A 25802-nucleotide genomic window follows, 5' to 3' on the forward strand; every position below is an offset into this window, starting at 1 on the left:
GCGCTCTCCGCGCACTCGGACGCCACGACCGTCACGGCCGTCGAGGTCCGGGTTCGCGTCCGATCAGTACGCGGGGTCGATGAGGTCGGGGGAGACCTCGGAGGCAGCCGCCTCGTCGACGAAGAAGATCGTCCGCTTGCGCCCCTTGGCGCCCGCTGCGGGCACGCTGGTGTAGCTGGCGCCCGCGAGGGCCAGACCGAGCGCGGAGGCCTTGTCGGCGCCCGTGAGCACGAGCCAGACGCGCTTGGAGGAGTTCAACACCGGTCGGGTGAGAGTGACGCGCTCCGGCGGAGGCTTGGGGGAGTCGCGCACGGGCAGGGCCGCGGCATCCGTCACCGTGACCTCCGGGCGGTCCGGGAAGAGCGAGGCGATGTGGCCGTCGGGTCCGACGCCAAGGAAGCACACCGCGAACGACGGCCACGGATTCTCATCGGTTCCGAACCGCGCGAGCTCCGCCGCGTACGCGGCGGCCGCCTCGTCGAGGGTGAGGCCGCTGTCGGATGCCGCGATCTCGTGGACGTTCTCGACGGGGACCGGGATGCTGTCCAGGAGAGCCGCTCGGGACTGCACGGCGTTGCGGTCGGCGTGAGCACGGGGCACGAAGCGTTCGTCGCCCCACCAGAAGTGGACGAGCGACCAGTCGATGTCGGCCGACCGTGGATTCTCCGCCGTCGCGCGCAGCACCGCACCGCCCATCGAACCGCCCGTGAGGGCGATGTGGGCGATCCGGCCGTTGCGCGTGCGTGCTCGCAACCGAGCGATGAACCGGTCGGCCACCCGCGCCGCGACGGCGGCGGGGGTGGGTTCGACGACGACCCGCTTCTCTGCGGACGCTGTCTGCATCGACATCATTCTCCTGTCTCGGGCGGACCCAGCTTCTCCCAGCCCTCGGTGATGACTCGACCGTACAGGACATCGGGGTCGAGGCGACGCAGCTCCTCGGCGAGGCACTCCCTGAGCGTGCGGCGCGGCAGGTGGAGGTCGTGGTCGGGTTGCTCGGGCTGCGTGAGCACGGCGACGCCCGGAGTCGGACGCTCCAGCAGGATGTCCCCGTCTGCACGGGTGAGCCGCACCGACTTGATGCCCTCCTGCCAGTGCTCAGGGTCCTCGTACGACCAACGCACCGGCACCTCGAGCGCCATCTGCAGCCAGGCCGCGAGCAGTGCGGTCGAGGGGGAAGCGACGGCGCCGCGCACCTCGACATCCGTCACCTCGAGGTACGGAGGCTGATCGAGCACGGCGGCGAGCTGCTCGCGCCAGTGCGTGAGCCGGGTCCAGGCCAGATCCGTGTCTCCGGGGGCGTGCGTCTCGCCGAGCAGGGCGAGGCGGTCGCGCACGTCGGGGGAGGTCGCGGCATCCGTGATGCGTCGCTGGGCGATCCTGCCGAGCGGCGAGGTCGCGGGGGAGACGGGCGCCTCCTCCGGCCACCAGGCCACCACCGGGGCGTCGGGGAGGAGGAGGCCGGTGATGAGGCTCTCCTCGTTGCTCGCCGCATCGCCGTAGGCGCGCAGCACGACGACCTCGCTGGCTCCGGCGTCTCCGCCGACGCGGATCTGGGCGTCGAGTCGCGACTCGCCGCCCCCGGTGGTGAGCACGATGACGCGCATCGGGTGCTCGCGTGATGCGTCGTTGGCCGCGTCGATGGCGGCCTCCGCGACGCCGTTCCGCGCCGAGATGACCAGGGTGAGCACGCGGCCGAGAGCGACGACGCCGCCCTCCTCACGGGCCTTGACGAGGTTCTTCGCGACCTGGCTGACGGTCGTGTCGGGAAGGTCGATGATCACGGGCGTCTCCAGACTCGTCCGTCGCGGGCCAACAGGGCATCAGCGGATGCCGGGCCCCACGATCCGGGTGCATACTGCTCGACGGGGCCGCCCTCGGCAGCCCAGTACTCCTCGACCGGGTCGAGGATCTTCCACGAGAGCTCGACCTCCTCGTGCCGCGGGAACAGCGGCGGATCGCCCAGCAGGACGTCGAGGATCAGGCGCTCGTAGGCCTCTGGACTCGCCTCGGTGAAGGCGTGCCCGTAGCCGAAGTCCATCGTCACGTCGCGGACGTTCGTGCCGTTGCCCGGCACCTTCGAGCCGAACCGGATGGTCACGCCCTCATCGGGCTGCACGCGGATCACGAGCGCGTTCTGACCGAGCTCCGACGTGTTGCTGCGCCCGAACAGGTGCTCCGGTGCGCGCTTGAAGACGACCGCGACCTCGGTCACCCGTCGGCCGAGCCGCTTGCCGGTGCGCAGGTAGAACGGCACCCCCGACCAGCGGCGGGTGTCGATCTCCAGCTTGATGGCCGCGTAGGTCTCCGTCGCCGACTCGGGGTTCATCCCCTCCTCGTCGAGGAACCCGGTGACCTTCTCGCCGCCCTGCCACCCGCCGGCGTACTGCCCGCGTGCCGTCGCCAGGGCGAGGTCGTCCGGGACGTGCACCGCCGCGAGGACCTTCTCCTTCTCGGCACGCAGATGCTCCGCGGACAGGCTGATCGGCTCCTCCATCGCGGTGAGCGCGAGGAGCTGCAGCAGGTGGTTCTGGATGACGTCACGGGCCGCGCCGACGCCGTCGTAGTAGCCGGCTCGGCCGCCGACGCCGATGTCCTCGGCCATCGTGATCTGCACGTGGTCGACGTAGTTGCGGTTCCAGATCGGCTCGTACAGCTCGTTGGCGAAGCGCAGCGCCAGGATGTTCTGGACCGTCTCCTTGCCGAGGTAGTGGTCGATGCGGAAGATCGAGTCCGCAGAGAACGCCACCTCGAGGGCCTTGTTCAGCTCGCGCGCCGATTCGAGGTCGTGTCCGAACGGCTTCTCGATCACGACCCGGCGCCAGCGGTCCTCTCCCTCGTCGTCTCCGACGAGGCCCGAGTCCTTGAGCTGCTGCGCGACGACCGCGAACGACTTCGGCGGGATCGACAGGTAGAACGCGTGGTTGCCCATCGTGCCCCGCTCCACGTCGAGCTGATCCACCGTCTCGCGGAGCTTACGGAACGACTCGGGATTGTCGAACTCACCGGACACGAAGCGGATGCCCTGCAGCAGCTGCGTCCAGGTCTCCTCGCGGAAGGGGGTTCGCGCGTGCTGCTTGACCGCGTCGTACACGACCTGCGCGAAGTCCTGATCCTCCCAGTCCCTTCGGGCGAACCCGACGAGCGCGAAGCCCGGCGGGAGCAGGCCCCGGTTGGCGAGGTCGTAGACCGCGGGCATGAGCTTCTTGCGCGACAGATCGCCGGTCACGCCGAAGATCACCAGGGCGCTGGGCCCGGCGATCCTGTTGAGACGGCGATCATCGGGGTCGCGCAGCGGGTTGTGCCCGCGCGAGATGGGAACAGACATCGGTGGGGGATTCTCCTGGCTGCTTACTTCTGTGCTGCTTCGAAAAGGGTGAGCACGTCTGCCGACGAGTCGGTGATCGTCAGCGTGACGACCGGACGGCCGTGCTCCGCGAGCACCGCGGCGTCACCCGCGGCCTGCGCCTCGATGAGCTGACCGAACGTGAACGGCCGACCGGGGATCTCGAGGTCGACGTCGGTGCGCTCCAGGAGCTGGAGGAACACGCCCTGCGCCGGACCGCCCTTGTGGTACTGACCGGTGGAGTGCAGGAAGCGCGGTCCCCAGCCGAAGGTCGTCGGTCGACCGGAGTCGGCGGCGACGAGCTCGCGGAGGCCCTGCAACTGCGGGACGTCGAGTCGGTTCACATAGGCCTGGATCGAGACGTAGCCGTCGTCGCCCAGTCGGGCCCACAGGGCGTCGAGGACGCCCTCGATCGTGCCGGAGGCGGCGAGCTCGGCGTCGGACACGCGGACCTCGACGCTGTTCTCGACGAACGCCGGCGCCGTGGCCTCCGGGCGGGCGTCCAGCAGACCGCGGGCAGCGATCTTGGCGGACTCGACGTCGGGCTGGTCGAACGGGTTGATGCCGAGCAGGTATCCGGCTATTGCCGTCGCATACTCCCAGACGATGAACTGCGCGCCGAGCGTGCCGGAGACGAGGATCTCGCCCTGGTGCTTCTCGCGGAGGTGGAACTCGTTCGCGTCATCGACCAGGCGCACGATCTGCAGGTCGGCGGGGTTCGCGTCGAGCTCCGGGGACACGGGCAGCAGGACGACGGGGAGGATGCCGGTGCCGTCCTTACCAGTGGACTCGGCGATGAGCTGCTCGATCCAGTCGGGCAGGCCGTTGATGTGCGTGCCGTCGGTGATGAGGCCGAGCTTGTCACGGCGCGGGCTGGTGGCCGCGATCGCCGCTGCGAGGCGGAGAGCCGGGTTCTCGGCGGAGTCGACCGCGACCTCCAGCAGCGAGGCCTCGGCCTCGTCGAGCAGCTCGTCGATGTCGACGCCGGCGAGCCCCGACGGGACGAGACCGAACGCGGTGAGCGCGGAGTAGCGTCCGCCCACGTTCGGATCGGCGTTGAAGACGCGATAGCCGGCGTCGCGGGCCGAGGCGTCGAGAGGCGAACCGGGGTCGGTGACCACGATGATGCGCTCGACGGGATCGATGCCGAGGTCGCGGAACGCCGTCTCGAACGTGCGGCGCTGAGAGTCGGTCTCCACGGTGGAGCCGGACTTCGACGACACGACGAGGACGGTGCTCTCGAGCCCGTCGTCGAGGGCGGCGAGCACCTGCGCGGGCGAGGTCGAGTCGAGGATCGTGAGCGGAACGCCCGCGGTCTGCGAGATGACCTCCGGTGCGAGGGAGGATCCGCCCATGCCCGCGAGGACGACACGCGTGGCGCCCTTCGCGGCGAGCTCGTCGCGAAGCGCCACGATCTCACCCACGAGGGGACGCGAGATCGACACGGCCTCGACCCATCCGAGCCGCACGGCGGCCTCAGACTCGGCATCCGGGCCCCAGAGGGTCGCGTCGCCCCCGGTGATGCGCGACGCGACGAGGTCGTGCACCAGTCCGGGGACGCTCTCCTCGATCGCGGCCTTCGCCGCGCCCGAGGCGTGCAGCGCGAAGGTCATCGCTGCGCCTCGAGCCCTTCGCTCACCTGGCTGAGCAGGTCGTGCCAGGAGTCGATGAACTTCGCGACGCCCTCGTCCTCGAGCACCTGGGTGACGTCGGCGAAGTCGATGCCGAGGTCCGCGAGCCCGGCGAAGACCGCACGGGCCTCCTCGTAGCCGCCCGTGATCGTGTCGCCGGTGACGACGCCGTGGTCGAAGGTCGCCTCGAGCGTCTTCTCGGGCATCGTGTTGACGACGCCCGCGGCGACGAGCTCCGTGACGTAGAGGGTGTCGGGCAGGTTCGGGTCCTTGACGCCGGTCGACGCCCACAGCGGGCGCTGCGGGTTCGCGCCCGCGGCGATCAGCGCCTGCGCGCGCTCACCGGCGAAGGTCTTCTCGTAGAGCTCGTAGGCGAGGCGCGCGTTGGCGAGGCCGGCCTTGTTCTTGAGGGCGTCCGCGGCGTCCGAGCCGATGGCGGCGAGGCGCTTGTCGGTCTCGGTGTCGACCCGCGACACGAAGAAGGACGCGACCGACTCGATGGTCGAGAGGTCGATGCCCGCCGCCTTCGCGGTCTCGAGACCGGTCAGGTACGCCTCGATGACCTCGGCGTAGCGCTCGAGGCTGAAGATCAGCGTGACGTTGACGCTGATGCCCGCCCCGATCGCCTGCGCGATCGCGGGAAGGCCGGCCTTGGTCGCGGGGATCTTCACGAGCAGGTTCGGACGGTCGACCGTGGCCCACAGCTGCGTGGCCTGGGCGACCGTGCCGTCGGTGTCGTGCGCGAGGTCGGGGGAGACCTCGATCGACACGCGTCCGTCGACGTGGCCGGTGGCCTCCCACACGGGGCGGAATACGTCGAGCGCAGCGGCCACGTCCTGCGTGGTGGCCGCGAACACGGCCTCCTCCGCGGTCGCGCCGGATGCCGCGAGCTCGGCGACCTGCGCGTCGTACGACGTGTCGTCGGGGTTCGTGATGGCGTTCGCGAAGATCGTCGGGTTGGTGGTGACGCCCGTGACGTTGCGCGAGGCGATCAGCTCGGCGAGGTTGCCGGAGGAGATGCGGGTGCGGGACAGGTCGTCGAGCCAGATGCTGACACCGGCGGCTGCGAGGTCTGAGGTGGGGGTGCTCATGCGTTCTCCTTGATGGTCTCGCGTGCCGCCTGGATGACGGCTTCGGTGGTGATCCCGAACTTCTCGAACAGGGTCTTGTAGTCGGCGGAGGCGCCGAAGTGGTCGATGCCGACCGAGCGGCCGCGGTCGCCGACGATCCCGCGCCAGCTGAGCACGGAACCGGCCTCGACCGAGACCCGGGCGGTGATGCTCTTCGGGAGCACGCTCTCACGGTACGCCTCGTCCTGCTCGGCGAACCACTCCAGAGAGGGCGCGGAGACGACACGGACGTTCACGCCCTCGGCAGCGAGCGCCGCACGCGCGTCGACGGCCAGCTGGACCTCGGAACCGGTGGCGACGATGATCACGTCGGGGGTGCCGTTCGGCGCCTCGGCGAGCACGTACGCGCCCTTCGAGACGTTCGACGCGGAGGCGAAGGTGTCGCCGGATGCCGCGCCCTCGCCGCGCGCGAACACGGGGATGTTCTGACGGGTCAGGGCGATGCCGGTCGGGCCTCCCTGGCGGCGGAGGATCTCCAGCCAGGACGCCGCGGTCTCGTTGGCGTCGGCCGGACGCACGAGCGTGAAGTTGGGGATGGCGCGCAGCGTGGCGATCTGCTCGATCGGCTGGTGCGTCGGGCCGTCCTCTCCGAGGGCGACGGAGTCGTGCGTCCACACGAAGATGCTGGGCACGTCCATGAGTGCGGCCAGACGCACCGGCGGGCGCATGTAGTCGCTGAAGATCAGGAACGTGCCGCCGAACGGACGGGTCGGACCGTGCAGCTTGATGCCGTTGACGATCGCACCCATCGCGTGCTCGCGGATGCCGAAGTGCAGCACGCGGCCGTAGGGGCTGCCCGACCACTCGTGGGTGGACCACTCGGCGGGGATGAAGGACTTGGCGTCCTTGATCGTGGTGAGGTTCGACTCGGCGAGGTCGGCCGAACCGCCCCAGAGCTCGGGGAGTTCGGCGGCGAGGGCGTTGATGACCTGGCCGGATGCGGCACGGGTCGACACGTCCTTGCCCGCCTCGAACACGGGGAGGGCCGCGTCGATGCCGGCCGGAAGCTCGTTGGCCTCCAGGCGGTCGAGCAGGGTCTTGCGCTCGGGGTTCGCCGCCGCCCAGGCGTCGAACGACTCCTGCCAGGCCGCGCGGACCTCTGCGGAGCGTGCCGCGAGGCCGCGGGTGTGGGCGATGACGTCGTCGGCGACCGCGAAGTGCTCCTCGGGGTCGAAGCCGAGGACCTTCTTGGTCGCGGCGAGCTCGTCCGCGCCGAGGGCGGAGCCGTGGATCTTGCCGGAGTTCTGCTTTCCGGGCGACGGCCAGCCGATGATCGTCTTGAGGATGATGAGCGACGGCTTGTCGGTCTCGCCCTTGGCCGCCTCGATCGCGGCGTAGAGCTCGGCGACGTCCTCGACGTACTGGCCGGTCTTCTTCCAGTCGACGACCTGGACCTGCCAGCCGTAGGACTCGTAGCGCTTCGCGACGTCCTCGGTGAAGGCGACGTTGGTGTCGTCCTCGATGGAGATCTGGTTGGAGTCGTAGATCGCGATGAGGTTGCCGAGCTGCTGGTGGCCCGCGAGCGACGAGGCCTCGCTGGTGACGCCCTCCTGCAGGTCGCCGTCTCCGGCGATCACGTAGATGAAGTGGTCGAAGGGGCTGGTGCCCGCAGCGGCCTCGGGGTCGAAGAGGCCGCGCTCGTAGCGCGAGGCGTAGGCGAACCCGACCGCGGAGGCGAGACCCTGGCCGAGCGGGCCGGTGGTGATCTCCACGCCCTTGGTGTGGCCGTACTCGGGGTGGCCGGGGGTCAGCGAGCCCCACGTGCGCAGAGCCTTGAGGTCGTCGAGCTCCAGACCGAAGCCGCCGAGGTAGAGCTCGACGTACTGCGTGAGGGAGGAGTGGCCAGCGGAGAGGATGAAGCGATCGCGGCCGAGCCAGTCGGTGTCGGCGGGATCATGACGCAGCACCCGCTGGTACAGCAGGTAGGCGGCCGGCGCCAGGCTCATCGCGGTGCCGGGGTGGCCGTTGCCGACCTTCTCCACGGCATCCGCCGCCAGCAGCCGAGCGGTGTCCACCGCGCGCCGATCGATCTCTTCCCACTGCAATTCCGACACGGTGAAGCCCTTCTCAACAGTTCGAGAGCGCCCGGTATGCACTGTCGCGGTCCGCAACGATACGGAAGGGGATGCTTGAGCGCCGGGCGCGCGAGTGTTTTCAGCATAGCGGTGCGTGTTACCGCGTTACATCGGACTACAACGCATTCAGGGGAGAGGAATTCCCCTCGTGGTGCGCGGACGGGCGGACGGCGGCTCTCGCCCCGTGCCCTAGACTGAAGGGGCTGCCCACGCGTGCCCGGAGGAGGCGATCGAGATCTCGACGATGTCTGATCAGACCGTTGCGAAGAAGTCCGTCGGTCGTACGGTGAAGGCCTACGTCGCCCTCACGAAGCCGCGCGTGCTCGAACTCCTCCTGGTCTCCACCGTCCCGGTGATGTTCCTCGCTCAGGGCGGCCTGCCGAACCTGTGGCTCGTCCTCGCGACGGTGATCGGCGGCTCCATGAGCGCCGGCTCCGCAGCGGCGTTCAACATGTACCTCGACCGCGACATCGACGCGCACATGCACCGCACCGAGAACCGGCCGCTCGTCACCGGCGAGATCACGCCGCGCGGTGCGCTCGTCTTCTCGTGGACCCTCGCCGTCCTCTCGACGGTGTGGCTGTACGTGACGACGAACTGGCTGGCCGCGGTGCTCTCGGCATCCGCCATCTTCTTCTACGTCGTGATCTACACGATGATCCTCAAGCGCCGCACGGAGCAGAACATCGTGTGGGGCGGCATCGCCGGATGCTTCCCCGTGCTGATCGGCTGGGCGGCCGTGACCGGCTCCCTGGACTGGCCGGCCTTCATCCTCTTCGCCCTGATCTTCCTCTGGACGCCGCCGCACTACTGGCCGCTCTCCATGAAGTACAAGGACGACTACGACGACGTCGACGTCCCCATGCTCGGCGTCACCCGCAACGCGTCGCAGGTCGGACTCCAGGTCATCCTCTACGCCTGGGCGACCGTCGCCTGCTCGCTGCTGCTCGTGCCGATCGCGAACATGGGGCTCGTCTACACCGTCTCCGCGCTCGTCTTCGGCGGCTGGTTCATCTACGAGTCGCACCGCCTGTACAACCGTGCGGTGCGGGGGACCGAGGCGCGTCCGATGAGGGTCTTCCACGCCTCGATCACCTACTTGACGCTGATCTTCGTCGCGGTCGCGATCGACCCGCTGCTCCCGTTCTGATCCTCGGTCGCGGAGTCCTCTGACGCGGTCTCCGCGACAGCCTCGGGATCGACGACCGACTCGGGCTCCACGGCCTCGGGCTCTGCCGACGCGACGTCCTCTGCGGGCGCGCTCTGAGCGCTCCAGTCGATGGCCTCGACCGCGACCGGCTGCGACGCCGGAAGGATCGCCTGCACGGCGACGAGCGCGAGCGCGATCAGGATCCCGAGCACGCCGGCGCCGACGAGCGCTGCGCCGAACACGATGAGCGACTGCCCGACGTAGACCTCGACTCCGGTGGCGGTGCCGTCGAGCAGCGTCGAGGTCATCGTGCTCAGCTGGCCCGAGATGATCCATCCGCCGACCGCCGCGGCGACGAGGGAGACGAGCAGGAGGAGCCAGAAGCCGATGCTGTGCGTGAGTGACTTTTTCATGCCGCCCACCATGACGCAGCTTCTGTTGCTTCTCCGATGTGCCGTCTATGCGTCGGCTGGGCGGATCAGGATCGCGGCGATGCGGGGCGCTTGAGGTGGAGCACCACGACGGTGTAGGTCGCCGCCGACAGGGCGGCGAGCACCATGTGGATGCCGACGAGGATCTCCGGGAGTCCTTCGCGGGCCTGCCACACGCCGACCCCGACCTGCACGAGGATCGCCGCCACGAGGACGAGCAGCCATCTGCGGGGTTCGAGGCGCAGCGCCCAGGCGGAGATCGTCAGCACCGCGACGAGTCCGGCGAGGATGTAGCCCGGCCACGAGTGCACGTGCGCGAGGACGGTGGCGTCGAAGCCGTGGCGGAGCACCTCGGCGTCACCGGAGTGAGGACCGGAACCCGTGGTGAGCACGCCGAAGACGATCGTGACGGCGAGGGCGAGGCCGGTGACGTGCGAGATGATCGCGAACCAGGCGGGCACCGCCTTCTCGCGCGGCCCGGGGACCGCGTACAGACGAACGAGGAACGCCGCGGTGATGCACACCAGCAGCAGCGACGACACGTAGTGGAAGCCGACGATGAACGGGTTCAGGCCCGTCCACACCGTGATGCCGCCCACGACGGCCTGCATGACGATGCCGCCGAGCACCACGAGGGAGAGCACCCAGAGGTCGCGACGCCGGGCGCGGAAGCGGAGGACGAAGAACACCACGGCGAGTGCGAGGAGGCCGACTACTCCGGTCATGGTGCGGTTGCCGAACTCGATGATGCCGTGGATGCCCTGCTCGGGCGTCGGCACGAGCGACTCGGGCGTGCACAGCGGCCACTGCGAGCAGCCGAGCCCCGAACCGGTGAGGCGGACGGCCCCTCCGGTGCCGATGATGATGACCTCGGCGAGGAACGACAGCCAGGCCGTGACGGTCAGTCGGCGGCCGATCTCGGAGGGCAGCCAATCATGGACGCGGGACAGAAAGCCGGTCCTCGTTGCGGGGGAGTCGGCGGTGGCGGTGTCGGGCATGGGTCCTCCGGAACCCCCGTGACGCGGACATGACGGCCCGCACGTCTGGGGGAACCTGTAGAATCGGGGTGTTGGGATGCCCGCGTGACCGCGGAACGCATCCCTGACAGTTTAGGCGCGATGGAAGCGCCGGTGATGAGGGCCCCACCAGCGGCACCCGCTCCCGCAGACTCGACGGGGATCAGGTGTGTCGGGGCGGATGACACCGTTGAGGCCCAATAAGGAGAGTGTGTGATGTCGGATGTGCTGATCGACCGCCCGGAGCTTGACGGTCTGGGGGTGTACGAGTTCGGCTGGCACGATGCCGACGCCGCGGGAGCCGTGGCGAAGCGCGGCATCTCCGAAGAGGTCGTCCGAGGCATCTCTGCCCTCAAGGACGAACCCGAATGGATGCTGAAGACGCGTCTCAAGGGCTATCAGCTCTTCGGACGCAAGCCGATGCCGACCTGGGGTGCCGACCTCAGCGACATCGACTTCGACAACATCAAGTACTTCGTGCGCTCCACCGAGAAGCAGGCGCAGTCGTGGGAGGAGCTCCCCGCGGAGATCCGCGAGACCTACGAGCGCCTCGGCATCCCCGAGGCCGAGCGCCAGCGACTCGTCGCCGGCGTGGCCGCGCAGTACGAGTCCGAGGTCGTCTACCACCAGATCCGCGAGGATCTGGAGGAGCAGGGCGTCATCTTCATGGACACCGACACCGCGCTGCGCGAGCACCCCGAGTTCTTCGAGGAGTACTTCGGCACCGTGATCCCGGCCGGCGACAACAAGTTCGCGGCGCTGAACACGGCGGTCTGGTCCGGCGGCTCGTTCGTGTACGTCCCCAAGGGCGTTCACGTGGAGATCCCGCTGCAGGCCTACTTCCGCATCAACACGGAGAACATGGGCCAGTTCGAGCGGACCCTGATCATCGCCGACGAGGACAGCTACGTCCACTACATCGAGGGCTGCACGGCTCCGATCTACAAGTCGGACTCGCTGCACTCGGCCGTCGTCGAGATCATCGTGAAGAAGAACGCCCGCGTGCGCTACACGACGATCCAGAACTGGTCGAACAACGTCTACAACCTCGTCACCAAGCGCGCCGTCGCCCACGAGGGCGCGACCATGGAGTGGGTCGACGGCAACATCGGCTCCAAGGTGACGATGAAGTACCCGTCGATCTACCTGATGGGCGAGCACGCCAAGGGCGAGACCCTCTCGGTCGCCTTCGCGGGCCCCGGCCAGCACCAGGACGCCGGCGCCAAGATGATCCACATGGCGCCGTACACGCAGTCGTCGATCGTCTCGAAGTCGATCGCCCGTGGCGGCGGTCGCGCCGGCTACCGCGGCGAGGTGCGGGTGGATGCCGCCGCGCACCACTCCGCGAACACCGTGCGCTGCGATGCGCTGCTCGTCGACACGAAGTCCCGCAGCGACACCTACCCTGCGATCGACATCCGCGTCGACGACGTCCAGCTGGGTCACGAGGCCACGGTCTCGAAGGTCAGCGAGGAGCAGCTCTTCTACCTGCAGTCCCGCGGCATGCCCGAGGACGAGGCGATGGCGATGATCGTGCGCGGCTTCATCGAGCCGATCGCGCGTGAGCTGCCCATGGAGTACGCGATGGAACTGAACAAGCTCATCGAGATGGGCATGGAAGGATCGGTCGGCTAGTGACGGCCCCTACGACCGCGCCCGCAGAGGCGCAGCACACGAACGCGCACATCGACCCGGCCGCTCAGGTGGCCGACGCCGGTTTCGTCCCGGTGCAGACCCGCTCAGAGCGTCCGCACTCCTTCGATCCGACCGACTTCGGCGCGCCCTCGGGCCGCGAGGTCAACTGGAAGCACACCCCGGTCGCGCAGCTGAAGCCGCTCTTCGAGGTCGCCGCGCCCAACGACGGCGTCAGCTACGCCTTCCCCGCGGGTGAGGAGTACGTCGCGGCTCCGCTCGCTGCGGGCGACGCTCCGCGCGGCGAGGTCTTCCTCGCGGAGGACATCACGGCCGCCGTCGCCTGGCAGGGTGCCGCCGAGGCTCTGCACATCCGCATCCCGCGCGAGGAGGAGGTCGCCGAGCCCATCCTCGTGCAGGTGACCGGCCTCGGTGCCGGGCTCCGCGCCGATGCGCACATCGTGATCGAGGCGCTCGAGCACAGCTCCGCGACCGTGGTCCTCGCGCACTCCGGCTCGGCGCAGTACTCGCAGAATGTCGAGATCATCGCCCGTGACGGCTCCAGGCTCACCGTCGTGAGCCTGCAGCAGTGGCAGGACGACGCGATCCACACGTCGGCGCACCAGGCCCGCGTGGGCGCGGACGCGACCCTCAAGCACTTCGTGATCAGCTTCGGCGGCGCTCTCGTCCGGGTGAACCCGAACGTCGAGCTCGCGGGCAACGGCTCGGAGGGGTACCTCTACGGCCTCTCCTACGCGGATGCCGGTCAGCACCTGGAGAGCCAGGTCTACCTGCATCACAAGGGCGCCCACACCAAGGGCGACGTCCTCTACAAGGGCGCGCTGCAGGGCGAGGGAGCGCACAGCGTCTGGATCGGCGACGTGCTGATCGGCGCGAACGCGACCGGCACTGACTCCTACGAGGCGAACCGCAACTTGGTCCTCACCGAGGGCGCGCGCGCCGACTCGATCCCGAACCTCGAGATCGAGACGGGCGACATCCTCGGCGCCGGCCACGCCAGCGCGACGGGACGTTTCGACGACGAGCAGCTGTTCTACCTGCAGGCCCGCGGCATCTCCGAGGAGGAGGCGCGGCGCCTTGTGGTGCTCGGCTTCCTCAGCGACATCGTCCAGCGCCTCGGCATCCCGGCGCTCGAGACCGAGCTGCTCGCGACGATCGAGACGGAGCTCGCGGCGGTGACCGCGTGAGCGCCGAGCGCGTCTGCGGCGTCGCCGACCTCGAGACCGACATGCCGCTGCGGGTCGACCCCGCCGGCGTGCCTATCACCGTCATCAAGGACTCCGAGGGCGTGATCCACGCCATCGGAGACACCTGCACGCACGGCGACATCTCCCTCTCCGAGGGCTTCGTCGAAGGCGACACCGTCGAGTGCTGGGCTCATGGCTCGGCGTTCTCGCTGCTCACCGGCAAGCCCCAGAATCTCCCCGCTTTCGAGCCCGTCCCGGTCTACGTCGTCGAGATCGACGGCGACGACGTGCTCATCGATCCGACTGTGACAAAGGAAGTTTGAATGTCTGTTCTCGAAATCCGCGACCTCCACGTGACGGTCGAGACGGAGGCGGGGACCACCCCGATCCTCAACGGAATCACCCTCACGATGAACACGGGTGAGACCCACGCCATCATGGGCCCCAACGGCTCGGGCAAGTCGACCCTCGCGTACACGATCGCCGGTCACCCGAAGTACACGGTGACCTCCGGCTCCATCACCTTCGACGGCCAGGACGTCCTGGAGATGAGCGTGGACGAGCGCGCCCGCGCCGGTCTGTTCCTCGCGATGCAGTACCCGGTCGAGATCCCCGGCGTCACGGTGACCAACTTCCTGCGCACGGCGAAGACCGCGCTCGACGGCGAGGCCCCCGCGATCCGCAGCTGGACCAAGGACGTCAAGCAGGCGATGTCCAACCTGCGCATGGACCCGAAGTTCGCGCAGCGCAACGTCAACGAGGGCTTCTCCGGTGGCGAGAAGAAGCGCCACGAGATCCTCCAGCTCGAGGTGCTCAAGCCGAAGTTCGCCGTCCTCGACGAGACCGACTCCGGTCTCGACGTCGACGCGCTGAAGATCGTCTCCGAGGGCGTCAACCGCGCCAAGGAGGCCACCGGTCTCGGCGTGCTGCTGATCACGCACTACACGCGCATCCTCCGCTACATCCGCCCCGACTTCGTGCACGTGGTCGTCGCGGGCAAGATCGTGGAGGAGGGCGGCCCCGAGCTCGCCGACCGTCTCGAGGAAGAGGGCTACGACCGCTTCCTCGACCCCACGGCTCCCGTCGAGGCGTAGGCTGACAGCCATGACAGCGACCCTCACGGACGAGAAGTACGACGAGGTCACCGAGGCGCTCAAGGACGTCATGGATCCCGAGCTCGGGATCAACGTCGTCGACCTCGGCCTCATCTACGATCTCGCTTGGGATGACGAGAACGACGCTCTCGTCATCCACATGACGCTGACCAGCGCCGGGTGCCCGCTCACCGACGTCCTCGAGGACCAGACGGCCCAGGCGCTGGACAACGTCGTCGATCGCTTCCGCATCAACTGGGTGTGGATGCCGCCGTGGGGTCCCGAGAAGATCACCGACGACGGACGCGACATGATGCGCGCGCTCGGCTTCGCGATCTGACGCGGATCGGAGCACTGCCGCGCGGCGGCCGACGCGCTCGTGCCTCATCGCCGAGCGCGCACCAGCGAGGGGAAGCCCGGAGGAACATGGTCGAGGTCGAAGCGCTGCCGTTGAGCGAGCTCCGTGAGCGCACCAGCGAGAAGTGGCGGGAGTATCCCGCCGACGTCCTGCCGCTGTTCGTGGCGGAGACCGACTTCCCGCTGGCGCCGACGGTGCAGGCGGCACTGCAGCGCGCGATCGAGACGGGCGACACCGGGTACATCGCGTCGCGGGGCCCGCTGGCCGAGACCTACGCCGCGTTCGCGAAGCGCCGCTTCGACTGGGAGGTGGACCCGGCGCGCCTGCGGTCCACGGCCGATGTCAGCATGGGGATCGTCGAGATCCTCCGTCGCGTCGTCCAGCCGGGAGAGCGCGTGATCGTGACGCCGCCCGTCTACCCGCCGTTCTACGACCTCGTGGAGGAAGCGGGAGCCGAGGTGGAACGGGTGCCGCTCCGCGACACCGGCACCGCCTGGGAGCTCGACCTCGACGGCATCCGCTCTGCCTTCGAAGACGGCGCGCGGGCGATCCTGCTGTGCAACCCGCACAACCCGACCGGTACCGTGCACGACCGCGACGCGCTGGCCGCGCTCGCGGACCTCGCGGACGAGTTCGACGCCGCGGTGGTGTCGGATGAGATCCATGCGCTGCTCGCGCAGCCCGGCACCGGGTTCACGCCGTTCCTCTCGGTGAGTCCGGTCGCCCAGCGCGTCGGCTACGCGGTCGTCAGCGCCAGCAAGGCGTTCAACCTGGCGGGCCTCAAATGCGCGCTGATGGTCACCGCCGACGACGCGACGACGGCGGTGCTCCGCTCTCTGCCGATCGAGGTCGTCTGGCGCACAGGGCAGCTGGGGCTCCTCGCCGCCGTCGCCGCGTTCGGCGAGGAGAGCGACGAGTGGCTCGACGGTCTCGTGCGCACCCTCGACCGCAATCGGGTGCTGCTGGAGGATCTCCTCGCACGGCTCCTGCCCGGCGCCCGCTATCGCATCCCCGATGCGGGCTACCTGGCGTGGATCGACGTCTCACGCCTCGGACTCGGCGACAGCCCCGCCCGCCGCATCCTCAAGGACGCGAAGGTGGCGTTGAACGCCGGATCGACCTTCGGTGCGGAGGGGGAGGGGTTCGTGCGGTTGAACTTCGGCACGAATCCCGAGATCCTCACCGAGGCCGTCGAGCGCATCGCCGCGCTCGTGGGCCGATGACGGAGACCGCGACCGCCGCTTCGATCTGGGACCGCGAACGCATCTGGGTCACCGTCGGCGCCATCGCACTGATCTTCCTCGGGGCCATCGAGGCTCTCGCCGTGACGACGGTGATGCCGGTCGTGAGCGACGCGCTCGACGGCCAGTCGCTGTACGCGGTCGCGTTCGCCGGCACGCTGGCGACGAGTGTGATCGGAATGGTCGCCGCGGGCGCCTGGTCTGATGCGCGGGGTCCGCGAGGCGCCCTCTACGTCGCGGTCTCGCTGTTCATCCTGGGGCTGTTGATCTCGGGCTTCGCCGTCACGATGCACCAGTTCCTGATCGGGCGGCTCGTGCAGGGGCTCGGCACGGGTGGCCAGACCGTCGCGCTCTACGTCGTGGTCGCGCGGCTCTATCCGTCGCAGCTGCACGGCAAGGTGTTCGCGGCCTTCGCGGCGGCCTGGGTCGTGCCGTCGATGATCGGTCCGTTCCTGGCCGGCGCCGTCGCGGAGTACGTCGACTGGCGCTGGACGTTCCTCGGAGTGGCCGTGCTCACCGCTGCGGCTTTCCTGACCATTGCGGTCCGTCTACGCGGAGTCGACCTCGGCCACGGTGAGCCGCAGGATCGACGGGCGCTCGTCACTCGGCTCCTGCTCGCCGTCGTCGTCGCCGTGCTCGCCGTGCTCGTCGGATTCGCTGCCGAGATGGAGCCGGGTATCGGCTGGCCGGTCGCAGCGGGCGCGGTGCTGCTGATCGGATTCGCTGTGCTGCCGCTGCTGCCGCGGGGCACGTTGCGGTCACGGCGCGGACTGCCCAGCGTCGTCCTGATGCGCGGGATCGCCTCCGGAGCGTTCTTCGCCTCCGAGGCGTACGTGCCGTACCTGCTCATGGAGCGCTTCGGGTTCACGGCGACCTGGGCCGGCGTCGGCCTCATGCTCTCGGCGTTCGCGTGGGCCGGAGCCTCTGAACTGCAGGGCCGGTTCGGGGAGCGGCTCGGCAATCGCAGGATCGCGGTGATCAGCACCGGGCTCATCGTGCTGGCGCTGCTGTGCGTGCTCTCGGCCGCGCTGCTCGGCCTCTCACCGGTTCTCGTGATCGTCGGATGGGGCTTCGCGGGCGGCGGCATGGGGCTCCTCTATCCGCGCCTCACGGTCTTGACGCTCGCGTACTCCGACGAGACCAACCAGGGTTTCAACTCCTCGGCGCTGTCGATCGCGGACTCGACCGGTTCCGCCGTCGCGATCGCCCTCGCCGGATTGGGCGTTGCGACGCTGGGCGGCGGCGCCGGGGCCTTCGGCGCGGTGTTCGTCTTCGGGATCGCGCTGGCGGTGGTGGCCGTGGTGCCCGGTCTCAGACTCGGTCACGCGGCGGAGACGCCGCTGCGCTGACCTCTCCGGCGAGTGCACGCACGCCGAGGTCGAAGACGAGGTCGAGTCCGGCAGTGACGTCGATCTCGTCGCCCGTGTTCGCCGCGCCGTGACTGTCTGCGTGCATGCGCTGCTGCACGAGCGTGGAGTGGCCGAGGACGAAGTGCAGGATGGCGGTGGCCCGATCCTGCGCATCGGGCACGCCGCCGAGAGCCTCTTCGAGGGCCGCCTGGGCGTACGAGGACCCCAGGCGCAGCGCGTAGGTGCTGAGCACGAGCTCGGCGCCGTCGCGGTACGCGAAGAGCGCGTCGCGGATGCTCCGCGCGATCGTGAGCACATCGGCGTCGTCGCGGGGGATCCCGGCGGTGATGCGGTCGGCGAGGACGGCGAGGAGCTCCTGCTTGCTCTGGAAGTGCCAGTACAGCGCGCTTGGCTGGATGTCCAGGCGCCCGGCGATGCGTCTCATCGACAGATCGGCGAGCCCGACCTCGTCGAGCAGGGCGAGCGCCGCGCTGGCGACCCCGTCGCGGTCGTGACGGACGGAGTTGTGGTCGGGACTCATGACCCCACTATAGTGAACACCGTTCAGGTGAACAGTGTTCAGGAAGCGGATCGGCACCCGACCGAGACCCCTGAACCCCGACGGAAGGAAACCCATGACCGACGCCCCCCGCGATCTCGGCCGTGATCTCGCGCGCATCGCGATCTTCGCCGCGCTCATCATCGTCCTCGGAACGGTCACGATCCCGCTGCCCGGCGGAGTCCCGATCACCGCGCAGACCCTGGGAGTCATGCTGGCCGGCACGGTGCTCGGACCCCGCAGAGGACCGCTCGCCGTGCTCCTGGTCCTGGTGCTCGCAGCGATCGGCCTCCCCGTGCTCGCGGGCGGGCGGGGAGGCCTCGGCGTGTTCGTGGGGCCGACCGCCGGCTACATGCTGGGCTGGATCTTCGGCGTCATCGTGATCGGCCTCATCGTCCGCAGCGGACGGCTGACCTGGTGGCGCACAGCCATCGGCACGGTCGTCGGCGGCATCCTCGTGGTCTACCTGTTCGGCATCCCCGTGCAGTCGCTCGTGCTCGGCGTCGATCTTCTCCCCACGGCGGCATCGACGGTGGTCTTCCTCCCAGGGGATCTGCTGAAGGCGGCCGCGGCCACCGCCTTGACCCTGGCGCTGGCCAGGGCGTACCCGCCGGCCTTCGGCGGCTCCATCCGGCTCGAGCGGACGCGGGCGCGTGCGGCCTGAGACCGATCTGCGGACCGTCGCGCTCGACCGGGTCTCGGTCGAGCGCGACGGCCGACGCATCCTCTCGGAGGTCAGCCTCGCGATCGACGCGCCGCGGATCGCGGTGATCGGGGCGAACGGCTCGGGCAAGTCGACCTTCGCCCGGCTGCTGAACGGACTCGTCGCCCCGTCGACGGGGCGGGTGTCGGTGCACGGCCTCGACTCCTCGCGCGACCGCGCGGCGCTCCGCCGTCGGGTCGGCTTCGTGTTCACCGATCCGCAGGCGCAGATCCTGATGCCGACACCCGCCGAGGATGTGGCCCTGTCGCTCCGCGGCCTTCCTCGAGCCGAGATCGACCGTCGAGTGTCGGAGGCGCTGAGCGAGCACGGGCTCGCCGGTCGCGCCGACGTTCCCGCATCGGCGCTCTCGGGAGGGCAGAAGCAGCTGCTGGCCCTCGCCTCGGTGCTGATCACGGAGCCGGCGCTCGTGGTGGCCGATGAGCCGACGACGCTGCTCGATCTGCGCAACGCGCGCCGCGTCGGCGATCTGCTGCTGTCACTGGAGGCTCAGGTGGTCGTCGTCACCCACGACCTCGAGCTCGCGGGGCGATGCGATGCGGCGGTGCTCTTCGCCGACGGCCGCCTCGTGGACGTGGGTGATCCTGACGAGCTCATCTCGACGTATCGGCGGATGTGCGGATGATCCAGCTCTACCGCCCTGGCACGAGCGCTCTGCACCGGCTCCCCGCAGCGGTGAAGCTCGCCGTACTCGCTGCGACCGCCGTCGCGCTGTCCCTCGCCCCTCCGGACCCGTGGATCATCGGGGTCGCTCTGGCGGCGGTGTTCTCCCTGTACGGACTCGCGCGGATCCCGCCGATCGTGCTTGCCGCCGAGCTCTGGCGCCTCCGGTGGATCGTGCTCGTGCTGGGCGCCGCGCTGTGGATCTTCGTCGGGCCGCTCACCGCCTGGATCAACACCGGACGTGTCGTCGCGCTGGTGCTGCTGGCCGGGCTGCTCACCCTGACGACGAGGATGGGGGAGCTGCTGACGGTGCTCCATGCGGCGCTCCGGCCGCTCCGTCGCTGCGGAGTGGACGTCGAGGCCGTGGCGATGACGGTGTCGCTGGCGATCACCATGGTCCCCGTCGTCGCGGGCTTCGCCGATCAGGTGCGCGAGGCTCAGCGCGCGCGGGGGGCGAGACTCGGCATCCGCTGGATCGTTCCGCTCATGGTGCGGACGCTGCGCCATGCCGACGATGTGGGCGATGCGCTGGCGGCGCGCGGGCTCGGCTGAGCAGCGCGGGCGAGACGCAGCGCGATCAGCAGCGCGCCGACCGCGATGGTCGCGGTCAGGACGGAGGTCCCGGCGACGAGCAGGAGCACGACCCCGCACAGACCGATCAGCGTCGCTGCGGCGACTCCGCGCCCCGAGATCGAGGGCGAGGGCGCCGCTGCGGTCTCGAACCGCGTGAGGGCGAGCGCGACCAGCGCCGTGAGCGCCAGAGCGGTGGCGAGCCAGAGCGGCCGTCCGAGCCACCAGAGGGTGCTGCTCGGTTCGGGGAGCGCCATTCCGGTGCCCAGGGCGACCATCGCCGAGGCCCCGGCCATCACGAGCAGCACGGGCATGTGCCACAGGTAGATCGTCATGGTGCGACCGTTCACGAAGGCGCTGAACGCGGCCGCGCGTGCCCCACGGCTGAACGCCGAGATGCGATCGCGGAACAGGGAGACGAGGCTGAGGTGCACCGCGCCGACGAGCAGGAGGGCGCCCGTGGGCGGGTTGATGTTCGCGATGAGGTCGGGGGAGTACACCCCGGTCGCGAAGGAGAGGACCAGGAGCGCGGCGGCGCCGACGGCGACGCCCTTCCGGACACGGCGGCTCAGGGCATCGATCGAGCCGTCGGCGAAGAAGAATCCGAGCTGCTGCAGAGCCATCCACACGAAGGCGAGGTTCACGAATCCGATGCCGTCGACGCCGGTCGCCGTGCGGATGCCGTCCACGACGAGGGCCGCTGCGACGAGCGCGCCGAGGGCGCGCAGCGGAGCCCGGTCATGGGCCGCCGACAGCGCGGGCAGCAGCGCCTGGCAGAGCAGGAAGACGCCGAGGAACCACAGCGGCTGCCCGTAGCGGAATCCGGCGATCGCGATGAGATCGGCGGGGACGCCCGAGAGAGCGAGCACCGCGAGAGCCGCACCGACCAGGCCGATCGCGAAGGCGGCGGGGCGCAGGAGGCGGTGCACCCTGGCGGCGACGAAGGCCGTGGCGGTTCCTCCGCGCTCGCGCTGCCTGCGGTACGCGAGGACGCCGGCGAATCCGCCGATGATGAAGAAGAGCGGCATCACCTGCAGCATCCAGCTCACCGGGACGATCCACCAGGACCCTTCCGCGGCGTTCGCGAACACGGGGTCCGTTCCGGAGACCGTCACACCCACCATGATCGAGTGGAGCAGCACGACCCCGGTCACGCACAGCGCGCGGAGCAGATCGATCCCCGTGTCGCGGGTGCTCCGCGATACGGCCGACGATGCGACGGCGGGCGGTGTCTGAACGGTGCTCATGGGTCCTCCTCGGGAGCGGTGTCCCAGGAGACTATGGAGCCGGCGAGTGGCGAGGCATCACCCCGCGGTGCCGTTCTCGCCCCCTACCGTGGGGTGAGACGGCGGGGTGACGGACGTCAGGACGCGGGTTCGACGAGGCCCGCGTCGTACGCGAGGATGACGGCGTGCACGCGGTCACGCAGCCCGAGCTTGGCGAGCACCTTGCCGACGTGGGTCTTGACGGTCTGCTCCGCGATGAAGAGGTCGGCCGCGATCTCGCTGTTGGAGCGCCCTCGACCGATCAGCACGAGCACCTCGCGCTCGCGGTCGGTCAGGTCGGAGAGGGCGGTGGCGGCGCGGGGAGCACGCGGCCTGCGGCTGGAGAACTGCTCGATCAGCCGCCGGGTCACGCTCGGTGCCAGCAGGGCGTCGCCCCCTGCCACGACGCGCACGGCGTGCACGAGCTCCTCGGGCAGAGCGTCCTTCAACAGGAAACCGCTCGCCCCGGCCTCGAGGGCGTCGTACACGTAGTCGTCGATGTCGAACGTGGTCAGCATCAGGATGCGCGGAACGTGAGCCGCGGGATAGCCGGGACCGAGGATGCGACGGGTCGCCTCGATGCCGTCGAGCTCCGGCATCCGCACGTCCATCAGGATGACGTCGGGGTCGAGCCGGGCCGACATCGCGACCGCCTCCGCGCCGTTGGCGGCCTGCCCGGCGACACGGATGCCGTCGTGGGCGTCGAGGAGCGCGGCGAACCCCGCCCGGACCATGGCCTGGTCGTCGGCGATGAGGACGTTGATCGTCATGGGGTCTCCTGTGCGAGGTCGAGGGGCAGCTCGGCGATGACGGACCAGCTGCCGTCGTCCTGATGGCCTGCGGTGAGGGATCCGCCGAGGAGCTCCGCGCGCTCGCGCATGCCGCGCAGACCGTGTCCGGCGCCGGCAGGGCCCTCAGTGCGTGCCGCCGGGTTGGAGACGCGGATGCGGAGCGCGCCGTGGTCTGTCTGCAACCGCACCGCGACGGGGGCGCCCGGGCTGTGCCTGACGGCGTTGCTCAGTCCCTCCTGCACGATGCGGTAGGCCGCGATCTGCACCGCCACCGGGGCCGTGGACGTCGCCCCGGTGATCTCCAGTCCCACGGTGACCCCGGCCCGACGGATGCTGTCGACCAGCCCGGGGATGTCCTCGATGTCGTGCTGCGGAGCGAGCTCGGCGCTCTGATCCTCGGTGCGCAGCACACCGAGCATCCTTCTCATCTCCATCAGCGAGGTGCGGGCCGTCGCCGCGATGCTCTCGAACTCCGTGGTCGCCTCCGCGCCGATGCCCGGCAGGCGGTAGCGGGCCGTCGAGGCCTGCACCTGGATCACCGACATGCTGTGCGCGATGACGTCGTGCAGCTCCCTGGCGATGCGCGTGCGCTCCTCCATGAGCGCCCGGCGCGACTGCTCGAGGGCCGAGTGCTCCCTCTCGCGCGACAGCTCCTGAGCGACGTGCAGCCTGCCGGCCGCGAGCATCGCGATCAGGTAGCCGCCGCAGGCGACGGATGCCGTCACGATGAGATTCGCGGTCGCGGCGTTGCCCGCATGGACGTCGGGGCGGAGCAGGGGGACCGCGAGGGATCCGATCATGCCGATCACGAGCGGGTAGGCGCCGATGCGGGCGCCGTGACGGAAGGTCACGACGCCGACGAACAGCACGAAGGCGAGCATGGCGGGCACCGACCACGGCCAGGGCGCCGCGGGGCCGCCGGACGCGGAGACCAGCAGGGGGAGTGCGAACGCGCCGCCGCAGAACATCGCGATCGCGGTCAGGGGGCGGGTCAGCGAGAGAAGAGGGGCGGCGCAGATCGCGGCCCCGAGGATGAACACCAGCGGCAGCAGGGTGCCGTAGATCGTCGCGTGCAGGGAGACCAGGACGGCGAACAGCGCGACCGACGCCGCGGACACGCCGATCAGCGCGCCGGTGCGCGCACTGATGCGGGGGAGACGGAGGCGGCGGGCCATGCTGTCATCCTGCCAGCTGCAGAGCGCTTTCGCGGCGACGCCGTGACGAGGCGATCCTGTCGATCACGATCCCGATCGACAGCGCCACGGCGACCCCGATGACCGCGCTGAGGAGCGGCTGGTCCTTGATCCAGGCCCCCGCCAACAGCCCGATCGCGATGCTCAGGGCGCTCCAGCTGATGCCGGCGACGATGCTGAGCGGCACGAAGCGACGCCACGGGAACCCGAGCGCCCCCGCCGACATGTTGACCGCGACGCGGCCGACCGGGATGTACCGCGCCCCGAGGATGAGCGCGGCGCTGCGTCGATCCAGCGCGCGTTGGGCGTGGGCGAACGCGGCCTGGATGCGCGGTCGTCTCATCCAGGAGAAGCGGGTGGTGCCGACGCGACGCCCGATCGCGAAGGCGATGTTGTCGCCGATCGCCGCTCCGACGGCCGCGATGACGCCGAGGGCACACAGGGTCGCGATCTGGCCGGAGGAGGCGGCGACCGCCGCCGCGGCGACGAGCACGGTCTCGCTGGGCACCGGTGGGAAGAAGCCGTCGATGATCGTCACGGCGAAGAGCACGACGTAGAGCCAGGGAGAGGCGACGGTCTGCATGATGATCTCGTTGATGACGTCCACCCCTCCACGCTAGGAAGCGGGCGCATCCGACGGCATCCACCCGCGGTATCGTCCTCGTCACCCTGTGGGGTGATCTTCCTGGGAATGCTCGATGAGCGTGCCGGTTTATACTGGGAGGCTGGCCCATCGGCCGCCTCCCACCCCGAACGAACGGACATCCCGCTGTGCTTGCCGTGCACGAACTCGAAATCCGCGTTGGCGCACGCCTGCTCATGGAGAATGTCTCGTTCCGCGTCTCCGATGGAGACAAGATCGGTCTGGTCGGGCGCAACGGCGCCGGCAAGACCACTCTGACGAAGGTGCTCGCCGGAGACGTGCTCCCGTCGGGCGGCAGTGTCACGCGCTCGGGCGAGCTCGGCTATCTGCCGCAGGACCCCCGCTCGGGCGACCCGGAGATGCTCGCCCGTACGCGTATCCTCGACGCTCGCGGCCTCGGGACGCTGGCGCTCGGCATGGCCGAGGCCACGGTCGCGATGGGTTCGGACGACCCGGCCGTCGCCGAGAAGGCGATGAAGCGCTACGCCAGGCTCACCGAGGAGTTCGAGGGGCAGGGCGGCTACGCGGCCGAGGCCGAGGCGGCGTCCATCGCGAACAACCTCTCGCTTCCCGATCGGATCCTCGATCAGCCCCTCAAGACCCTGTCCGGCGGTCAGCGCCGCCGTATCGAGCTCGCGCGCATCCTCTTCTCGGATGCCGAGACGATGATCCTCGACGAGCCCACCAACCACCTCGACGCCGACAGTGTCGTGTGGCTCCGCGAGTTCCTGAAGAACTACAAGGGCGGGCTGATCGTGATCAGCCACGACGTCGAGCTCGTCGGCGAGACCGTGAACCGCGTGTTCTACCTCGATGCCAACCGTCAGGTCATCGACGCGTACAACATGAACTGGAAGAACTACCTCCGACAGCGCGCCGCCGACGAGGAGCGTCGCAAGAAGGAGCGCGCGAACGCGGAGAAGAAGGCGACGACGCTGCAGCAGCAGGCCGCGCGCTTCGGCGCCAAGGCCTCCAAGGCCGCCGCCGCTCACCAGATGATCGCGCGCGCCGAGAAGCTGCTCGCCGGGCTGGACGAGGTGCGCCAGGAGGATCGCGTCGCCAAGCTCCGGTTCCCGAAGCCGGCGCCCTGCGGCAAGACGCCCATGATGGCGAGCGGTCTGTCGAAGTCCTACGGCTCGCTGGAGATCTTCACCGACGTCGACCTCGCGATCGACCGCGGATCCAAGGTCGTCGTCCTCGGCCTGAACGGCGCGGGCAAGACCACGCTGCTGCGGATGCTCGCGGGCGTGGACCAGCCCGACACCGGGCAGCTCGAACCAGGCCACGGGCTGAAGGTCGGCTACTACGCCCAGGAGCACGAGAACCTCGATGTGAGCCGTTCGGTGCTCGAGAACATGGTCTCGGCAGCTCCGCACATCACCGAGACCGAGGCGCGCAAGGTCCTCGGCTCGTTCCTCTTCACGGGCGATGACGTGCTGAAGCCGGCCGGCGTGCTCTCCGGTGGTGAGAAGACGCGTCTGTCGCTCGCGACCCTGGTCGTGTCGTCGGCGAACCTGCTGCTGCTCGACGAGCCGACGAACAACCTCGACCCCGCCTCCCGCGAGGAGATCCTCGGTGCGCTCGCGCACTACGAGGGCGCTGTGGTGCTCGTCTCGCACGACCCCGGCGCCGTGCAGTCGCTCAACCCCGAGCGCGTGCTGATCCTGCCCGACGGCGTCGAGGACATCTGGAGCCAGGAGTACCAGGACCTCATCGAGCTCGCGTGACCTGACCCG

At 69.6% G+C, this 25802-nt stretch carries 25 protein-coding genes; 12 read left to right on the top strand and 13 right to left on the bottom strand.

Going from position 1 to position 25802, the window contains the following annotated elements:
- Positions 1-63 precede the first annotated feature (63 nt).
- The 6 genes from pgl to tkt are packed head-to-tail and all read right to left on the bottom strand — an operon-like array spanning position 64 to position 8161.
- Positions 64-852, bottom strand: a complete 789-nt coding sequence (gene pgl, locus ACFVRO_RS10670; protein ID WP_223586325.1) for a 6-phosphogluconolactonase — start codon at positions 850-852, stop codon at positions 64-66.
- Positions 849-1784 carry a glucose-6-phosphate dehydrogenase assembly protein OpcA gene (locus ACFVRO_RS10675; protein WP_105672978.1) on the bottom strand — a complete coding sequence of 312 codons (936 nt, stop codon included), beginning with the start codon at positions 1782-1784 and terminating at the stop codon, positions 849-851. Before ACFVRO_RS10675 ends, pgl begins: the two co-directional genes overlap by 4 nt.
- On the bottom strand, positions 1781-3328 hold the full coding sequence (zwf, locus tag ACFVRO_RS10680) for a glucose-6-phosphate dehydrogenase (protein ID WP_105672979.1): 1548 nt from the start codon (positions 3326-3328) through the stop codon (positions 1781-1783). Before zwf ends, ACFVRO_RS10675 begins: the two co-directional genes overlap by 4 nt.
- 23 nt (positions 3329-3351) lie before the next feature.
- Positions 3352-4959 carry a glucose-6-phosphate isomerase gene (locus tag ACFVRO_RS10685; RefSeq protein WP_386952088.1) on the bottom strand — a complete coding sequence of 536 codons (1608 nt, stop codon included), beginning with the start codon at positions 4957-4959 and terminating at the stop codon, positions 3352-3354.
- Positions 4956-6068, bottom strand: a complete 1113-nt coding sequence (gene tal / locus ACFVRO_RS10690; RefSeq protein ID WP_386952090.1) for a transaldolase — start codon at positions 6066-6068, stop codon at positions 4956-4958. Before tal ends, ACFVRO_RS10685 begins: the two co-directional genes overlap by 4 nt.
- On the bottom strand, positions 6065-8161 hold the full coding sequence (gene tkt, locus ACFVRO_RS10695) for a transketolase (RefSeq protein ID WP_386952092.1): 2097 nt from the start codon (positions 8159-8161) through the stop codon (positions 6065-6067). The genes tal and tkt overlap by 4 nt, the downstream gene beginning before the upstream one ends.
- A 265-nt stretch (positions 8162-8426) precedes the next feature.
- On the opposite strand from tkt, the gene ACFVRO_RS10700 reads away from it, so the two are divergent.
- Positions 8427-9332, top strand: a complete 906-nt coding sequence (locus ACFVRO_RS10700; RefSeq protein WP_341942003.1) for a heme o synthase — start codon at positions 8427-8429, stop codon at positions 9330-9332.
- Here the strand turns inward: ACFVRO_RS10700 and ACFVRO_RS10705 are convergent.
- Positions 9278-9745 carry a hypothetical protein gene (locus tag ACFVRO_RS10705; protein WP_146114264.1) on the bottom strand — a complete coding sequence of 156 codons (468 nt, stop codon included), beginning with the start codon at positions 9743-9745 and terminating at the stop codon, positions 9278-9280. The two genes, ACFVRO_RS10700 and ACFVRO_RS10705, sit on opposite strands and share 55 nt — an antisense overlap.
- 65 nt (positions 9746-9810) lie before the next feature.
- Positions 9811-10761 (bottom strand): heme A synthase, encoded by a 951-nt coding sequence (locus ACFVRO_RS10710; RefSeq protein ID WP_386952094.1) that lies wholly within the window; start codon positions 10759-10761, stop codon positions 9811-9813.
- A 234-nt stretch (positions 10762-10995) separates the two neighbouring features.
- Here ACFVRO_RS10710 and sufB point away from each other — a divergent pair, with 234 nt between their 5' ends.
- The 7 genes from sufB (at position 10996) to ACFVRO_RS10745 (ending at position 17661) form a co-directional block, all read left to right on the top strand.
- The gene (gene sufB, locus ACFVRO_RS10715) at positions 10996-12414 is read left to right on the top strand and encodes a Fe-S cluster assembly protein SufB (protein ID WP_105672986.1); all 1419 of its coding nucleotides are present in this window, start codon (positions 10996-10998) and stop codon (positions 12412-12414) included.
- A complete protein-coding gene (gene sufD / locus ACFVRO_RS10720; protein ID WP_105672987.1) occupies positions 12414-13619 on the top strand; it encodes a Fe-S cluster assembly protein SufD in 1206 nt (401 codons plus the stop codon). The genes sufB and sufD overlap by 1 nt, the downstream gene beginning before the upstream one ends.
- Positions 13616-13942 carry a non-heme iron oxygenase ferredoxin subunit gene (locus tag ACFVRO_RS10725; RefSeq protein ID WP_386952097.1) on the top strand — a complete coding sequence of 109 codons (327 nt, stop codon included), beginning with the start codon at positions 13616-13618 and terminating at the stop codon, positions 13940-13942. The genes sufD and ACFVRO_RS10725 overlap by 4 nt, the downstream gene beginning before the upstream one ends.
- A complete protein-coding gene (gene sufC, locus ACFVRO_RS10730) occupies positions 13943-14713 on the top strand; it encodes a Fe-S cluster assembly ATPase SufC (protein WP_105672989.1) in 771 nt (256 codons plus the stop codon).
- Between the two features lie 10 nt (positions 14714-14723).
- Positions 14724-15053 carry a metal-sulfur cluster assembly factor gene (locus ACFVRO_RS10735; protein ID WP_105672990.1) on the top strand — a complete coding sequence of 110 codons (330 nt, stop codon included), beginning with the start codon at positions 14724-14726 and terminating at the stop codon, positions 15051-15053.
- Positions 15054-15139: 86 nt separating this feature from the next.
- A complete protein-coding gene (locus tag ACFVRO_RS10740) occupies positions 15140-16294 on the top strand; it encodes a MalY/PatB family protein (protein WP_105672991.1) in 1155 nt (384 codons plus the stop codon).
- Positions 16291-17661 carry an MFS transporter gene (locus ACFVRO_RS10745; protein ID WP_386952099.1) on the top strand — a complete coding sequence of 457 codons (1371 nt, stop codon included), beginning with the start codon at positions 16291-16293 and terminating at the stop codon, positions 17659-17661. The genes ACFVRO_RS10740 and ACFVRO_RS10745 overlap by 4 nt, the downstream gene beginning before the upstream one ends.
- Here ACFVRO_RS10745 and ACFVRO_RS10750 read toward each other — a convergent pair.
- Positions 17624-18202, bottom strand: a complete 579-nt coding sequence (locus tag ACFVRO_RS10750; protein ID WP_386952102.1) for a TetR family transcriptional regulator — start codon at positions 18200-18202, stop codon at positions 17624-17626. The two genes, ACFVRO_RS10745 and ACFVRO_RS10750, sit on opposite strands and share 38 nt — an antisense overlap.
- A 94-nt stretch (positions 18203-18296) precedes the next feature.
- On the opposite strand from ACFVRO_RS10750, the gene ACFVRO_RS10755 reads away from it, so the two are divergent.
- The 3 genes from ACFVRO_RS10755 to ACFVRO_RS10765 are packed head-to-tail and all read left to right on the top strand — an operon-like array spanning position 18297 to position 20156.
- A complete protein-coding gene (locus ACFVRO_RS10755) occupies positions 18297-18884 on the top strand; it encodes a biotin transporter BioY (protein WP_105672994.1) in 588 nt (195 codons plus the stop codon).
- A complete protein-coding gene (locus tag ACFVRO_RS10760) occupies positions 18874-19566 on the top strand; it encodes an energy-coupling factor ABC transporter ATP-binding protein (protein WP_386952105.1) in 693 nt (230 codons plus the stop codon). Before ACFVRO_RS10755 ends, ACFVRO_RS10760 begins: the two co-directional genes overlap by 11 nt.
- Positions 19563-20156, top strand: a complete 594-nt coding sequence (locus tag ACFVRO_RS10765; RefSeq protein ID WP_386952108.1) for a CbiQ family ECF transporter T component — start codon at positions 19563-19565, stop codon at positions 20154-20156. The genes ACFVRO_RS10760 and ACFVRO_RS10765 overlap by 4 nt, the downstream gene beginning before the upstream one ends.
- Here ACFVRO_RS10765 and ACFVRO_RS10770 read toward each other — a convergent pair.
- The 4 genes from ACFVRO_RS10770 to ACFVRO_RS10785 all read right to left on the bottom strand — a co-directional run bounded on the left by ACFVRO_RS10770 (position 20042) and on the right by ACFVRO_RS10785 (position 24030).
- Positions 20042-21421 carry an acyltransferase gene (locus tag ACFVRO_RS10770; protein WP_386952110.1) on the bottom strand — a complete coding sequence of 460 codons (1380 nt, stop codon included), beginning with the start codon at positions 21419-21421 and terminating at the stop codon, positions 20042-20044. The two genes, ACFVRO_RS10765 and ACFVRO_RS10770, sit on opposite strands and share 115 nt — an antisense overlap.
- A 116-nt stretch (positions 21422-21537) precedes the next feature.
- Positions 21538-22209 carry a response regulator transcription factor gene (locus ACFVRO_RS10775; RefSeq protein WP_105672997.1) on the bottom strand — a complete coding sequence of 224 codons (672 nt, stop codon included), beginning with the start codon at positions 22207-22209 and terminating at the stop codon, positions 21538-21540.
- Complete coding sequence (locus ACFVRO_RS10780) at positions 22206-23405, bottom strand: sensor histidine kinase (protein WP_223586332.1); 1200 nt, start codon at positions 23403-23405, stop codon at positions 22206-22208. Before ACFVRO_RS10780 ends, ACFVRO_RS10775 begins: the two co-directional genes overlap by 4 nt.
- 4 nt (positions 23406-23409) lie before the next feature.
- Positions 23410-24030, bottom strand: a complete 621-nt coding sequence (locus ACFVRO_RS10785) for a DedA family protein (RefSeq protein ID WP_105672999.1) — start codon at positions 24028-24030, stop codon at positions 23410-23412.
- Positions 24031-24194: 164 nt separating this feature from the next.
- On the opposite strand from ACFVRO_RS10785, the gene ACFVRO_RS10790 reads away from it, so the two are divergent.
- Positions 24195-25793 carry an ABC-F family ATP-binding cassette domain-containing protein gene (locus tag ACFVRO_RS10790; protein ID WP_105673000.1) on the top strand — a complete coding sequence of 533 codons (1599 nt, stop codon included), beginning with the start codon at positions 24195-24197 and terminating at the stop codon, positions 25791-25793.
- The last annotated feature ends 9 nt before the right edge of the window (positions 25794-25802 follow it).

Source organism: Microbacterium sp. NPDC057944, from assembly GCF_042887445.1.
Taxonomy (GTDB): Bacteria; Actinomycetota; Actinomycetes; order Actinomycetales; family Microbacteriaceae; genus Microbacterium; species Microbacterium natoriense.

Excerpts from the sequence above, each read along its gene's own strand:
- zwf (WP_105672979.1), bottom strand. The coding sequence starts at position 3,328 with ATGTCTGTTCCCATCTCGCGCGGGCACAACCCGCTGCGCGACCCCGAT.
- sufC (WP_105672989.1), top strand. The coding sequence starts at position 13,943 with ATGTCTGTTCTCGAAATCCGCGACCTCCACGTGACGGTCGAGACGGAG.
- sufB (WP_105672986.1), top strand. The coding sequence starts at position 10,996 with ATGTCGGATGTGCTGATCGACCGCCCGGAGCTTGACGGTCTGGGGGTG.
- ACFVRO_RS10750 (WP_386952102.1), bottom strand. The coding sequence starts at position 18,202 with ATGAGTCCCGACCACAACTCCGTCCGTCACGACCGCGACGGGGTCGCC.
- ACFVRO_RS10765 (WP_386952108.1), top strand. The coding sequence starts at position 19,563 with ATGATCCAGCTCTACCGCCCTGGCACGAGCGCTCTGCACCGGCTCCCC.
- ACFVRO_RS10740 (WP_105672991.1), top strand. The coding sequence starts at position 15,140 with ATGGTCGAGGTCGAAGCGCTGCCGTTGAGCGAGCTCCGTGAGCGCACC.
- ACFVRO_RS10775 (WP_105672997.1), bottom strand. The coding sequence starts at position 22,209 with ATGACGATCAACGTCCTCATCGCCGACGACCAGGCCATGGTCCGGGCG.
- ACFVRO_RS10710 (WP_386952094.1), bottom strand. The coding sequence starts at position 10,761 with ATGCCCGACACCGCCACCGCCGACTCCCCCGCAACGAGGACCGGCTTT.
- ACFVRO_RS10705 (WP_146114264.1), bottom strand. The coding sequence starts at position 9,745 with ATGAAAAAGTCACTCACGCACAGCATCGGCTTCTGGCTCCTCCTGCTC.
- tal (WP_386952090.1), bottom strand. The coding sequence starts at position 6,068 with ATGAGCACCCCCACCTCAGACCTCGCAGCCGCCGGTGTCAGCATCTGG.
- ACFVRO_RS10780 (WP_223586332.1), bottom strand. The coding sequence starts at position 23,405 with ATGGCCCGCCGCCTCCGTCTCCCCCGCATCAGTGCGCGCACCGGCGCG.
- ACFVRO_RS10700 (WP_341942003.1), top strand. The coding sequence starts at position 8,427 with ATGTCTGATCAGACCGTTGCGAAGAAGTCCGTCGGTCGTACGGTGAAG.
- pgl (WP_223586325.1), bottom strand. The coding sequence starts at position 852 with ATGATGTCGATGCAGACAGCGTCCGCAGAGAAGCGGGTCGTCGTCGAA.
- ACFVRO_RS10745 (WP_386952099.1), top strand. The coding sequence starts at position 16,291 with ATGACGGAGACCGCGACCGCCGCTTCGATCTGGGACCGCGAACGCATC.
- ACFVRO_RS10685 (WP_386952088.1), bottom strand. The coding sequence starts at position 4,959 with ATGACCTTCGCGCTGCACGCCTCGGGCGCGGCGAAGGCCGCGATCGAG.
- ACFVRO_RS10770 (WP_386952110.1), bottom strand. The coding sequence starts at position 21,421 with ATGAGCACCGTTCAGACACCGCCCGCCGTCGCATCGTCGGCCGTATCG.
- ACFVRO_RS10735 (WP_105672990.1), top strand. The coding sequence starts at position 14,724 with ATGACAGCGACCCTCACGGACGAGAAGTACGACGAGGTCACCGAGGCG.
- ACFVRO_RS10755 (WP_105672994.1), top strand. The coding sequence starts at position 18,297 with ATGACCGACGCCCCCCGCGATCTCGGCCGTGATCTCGCGCGCATCGCG.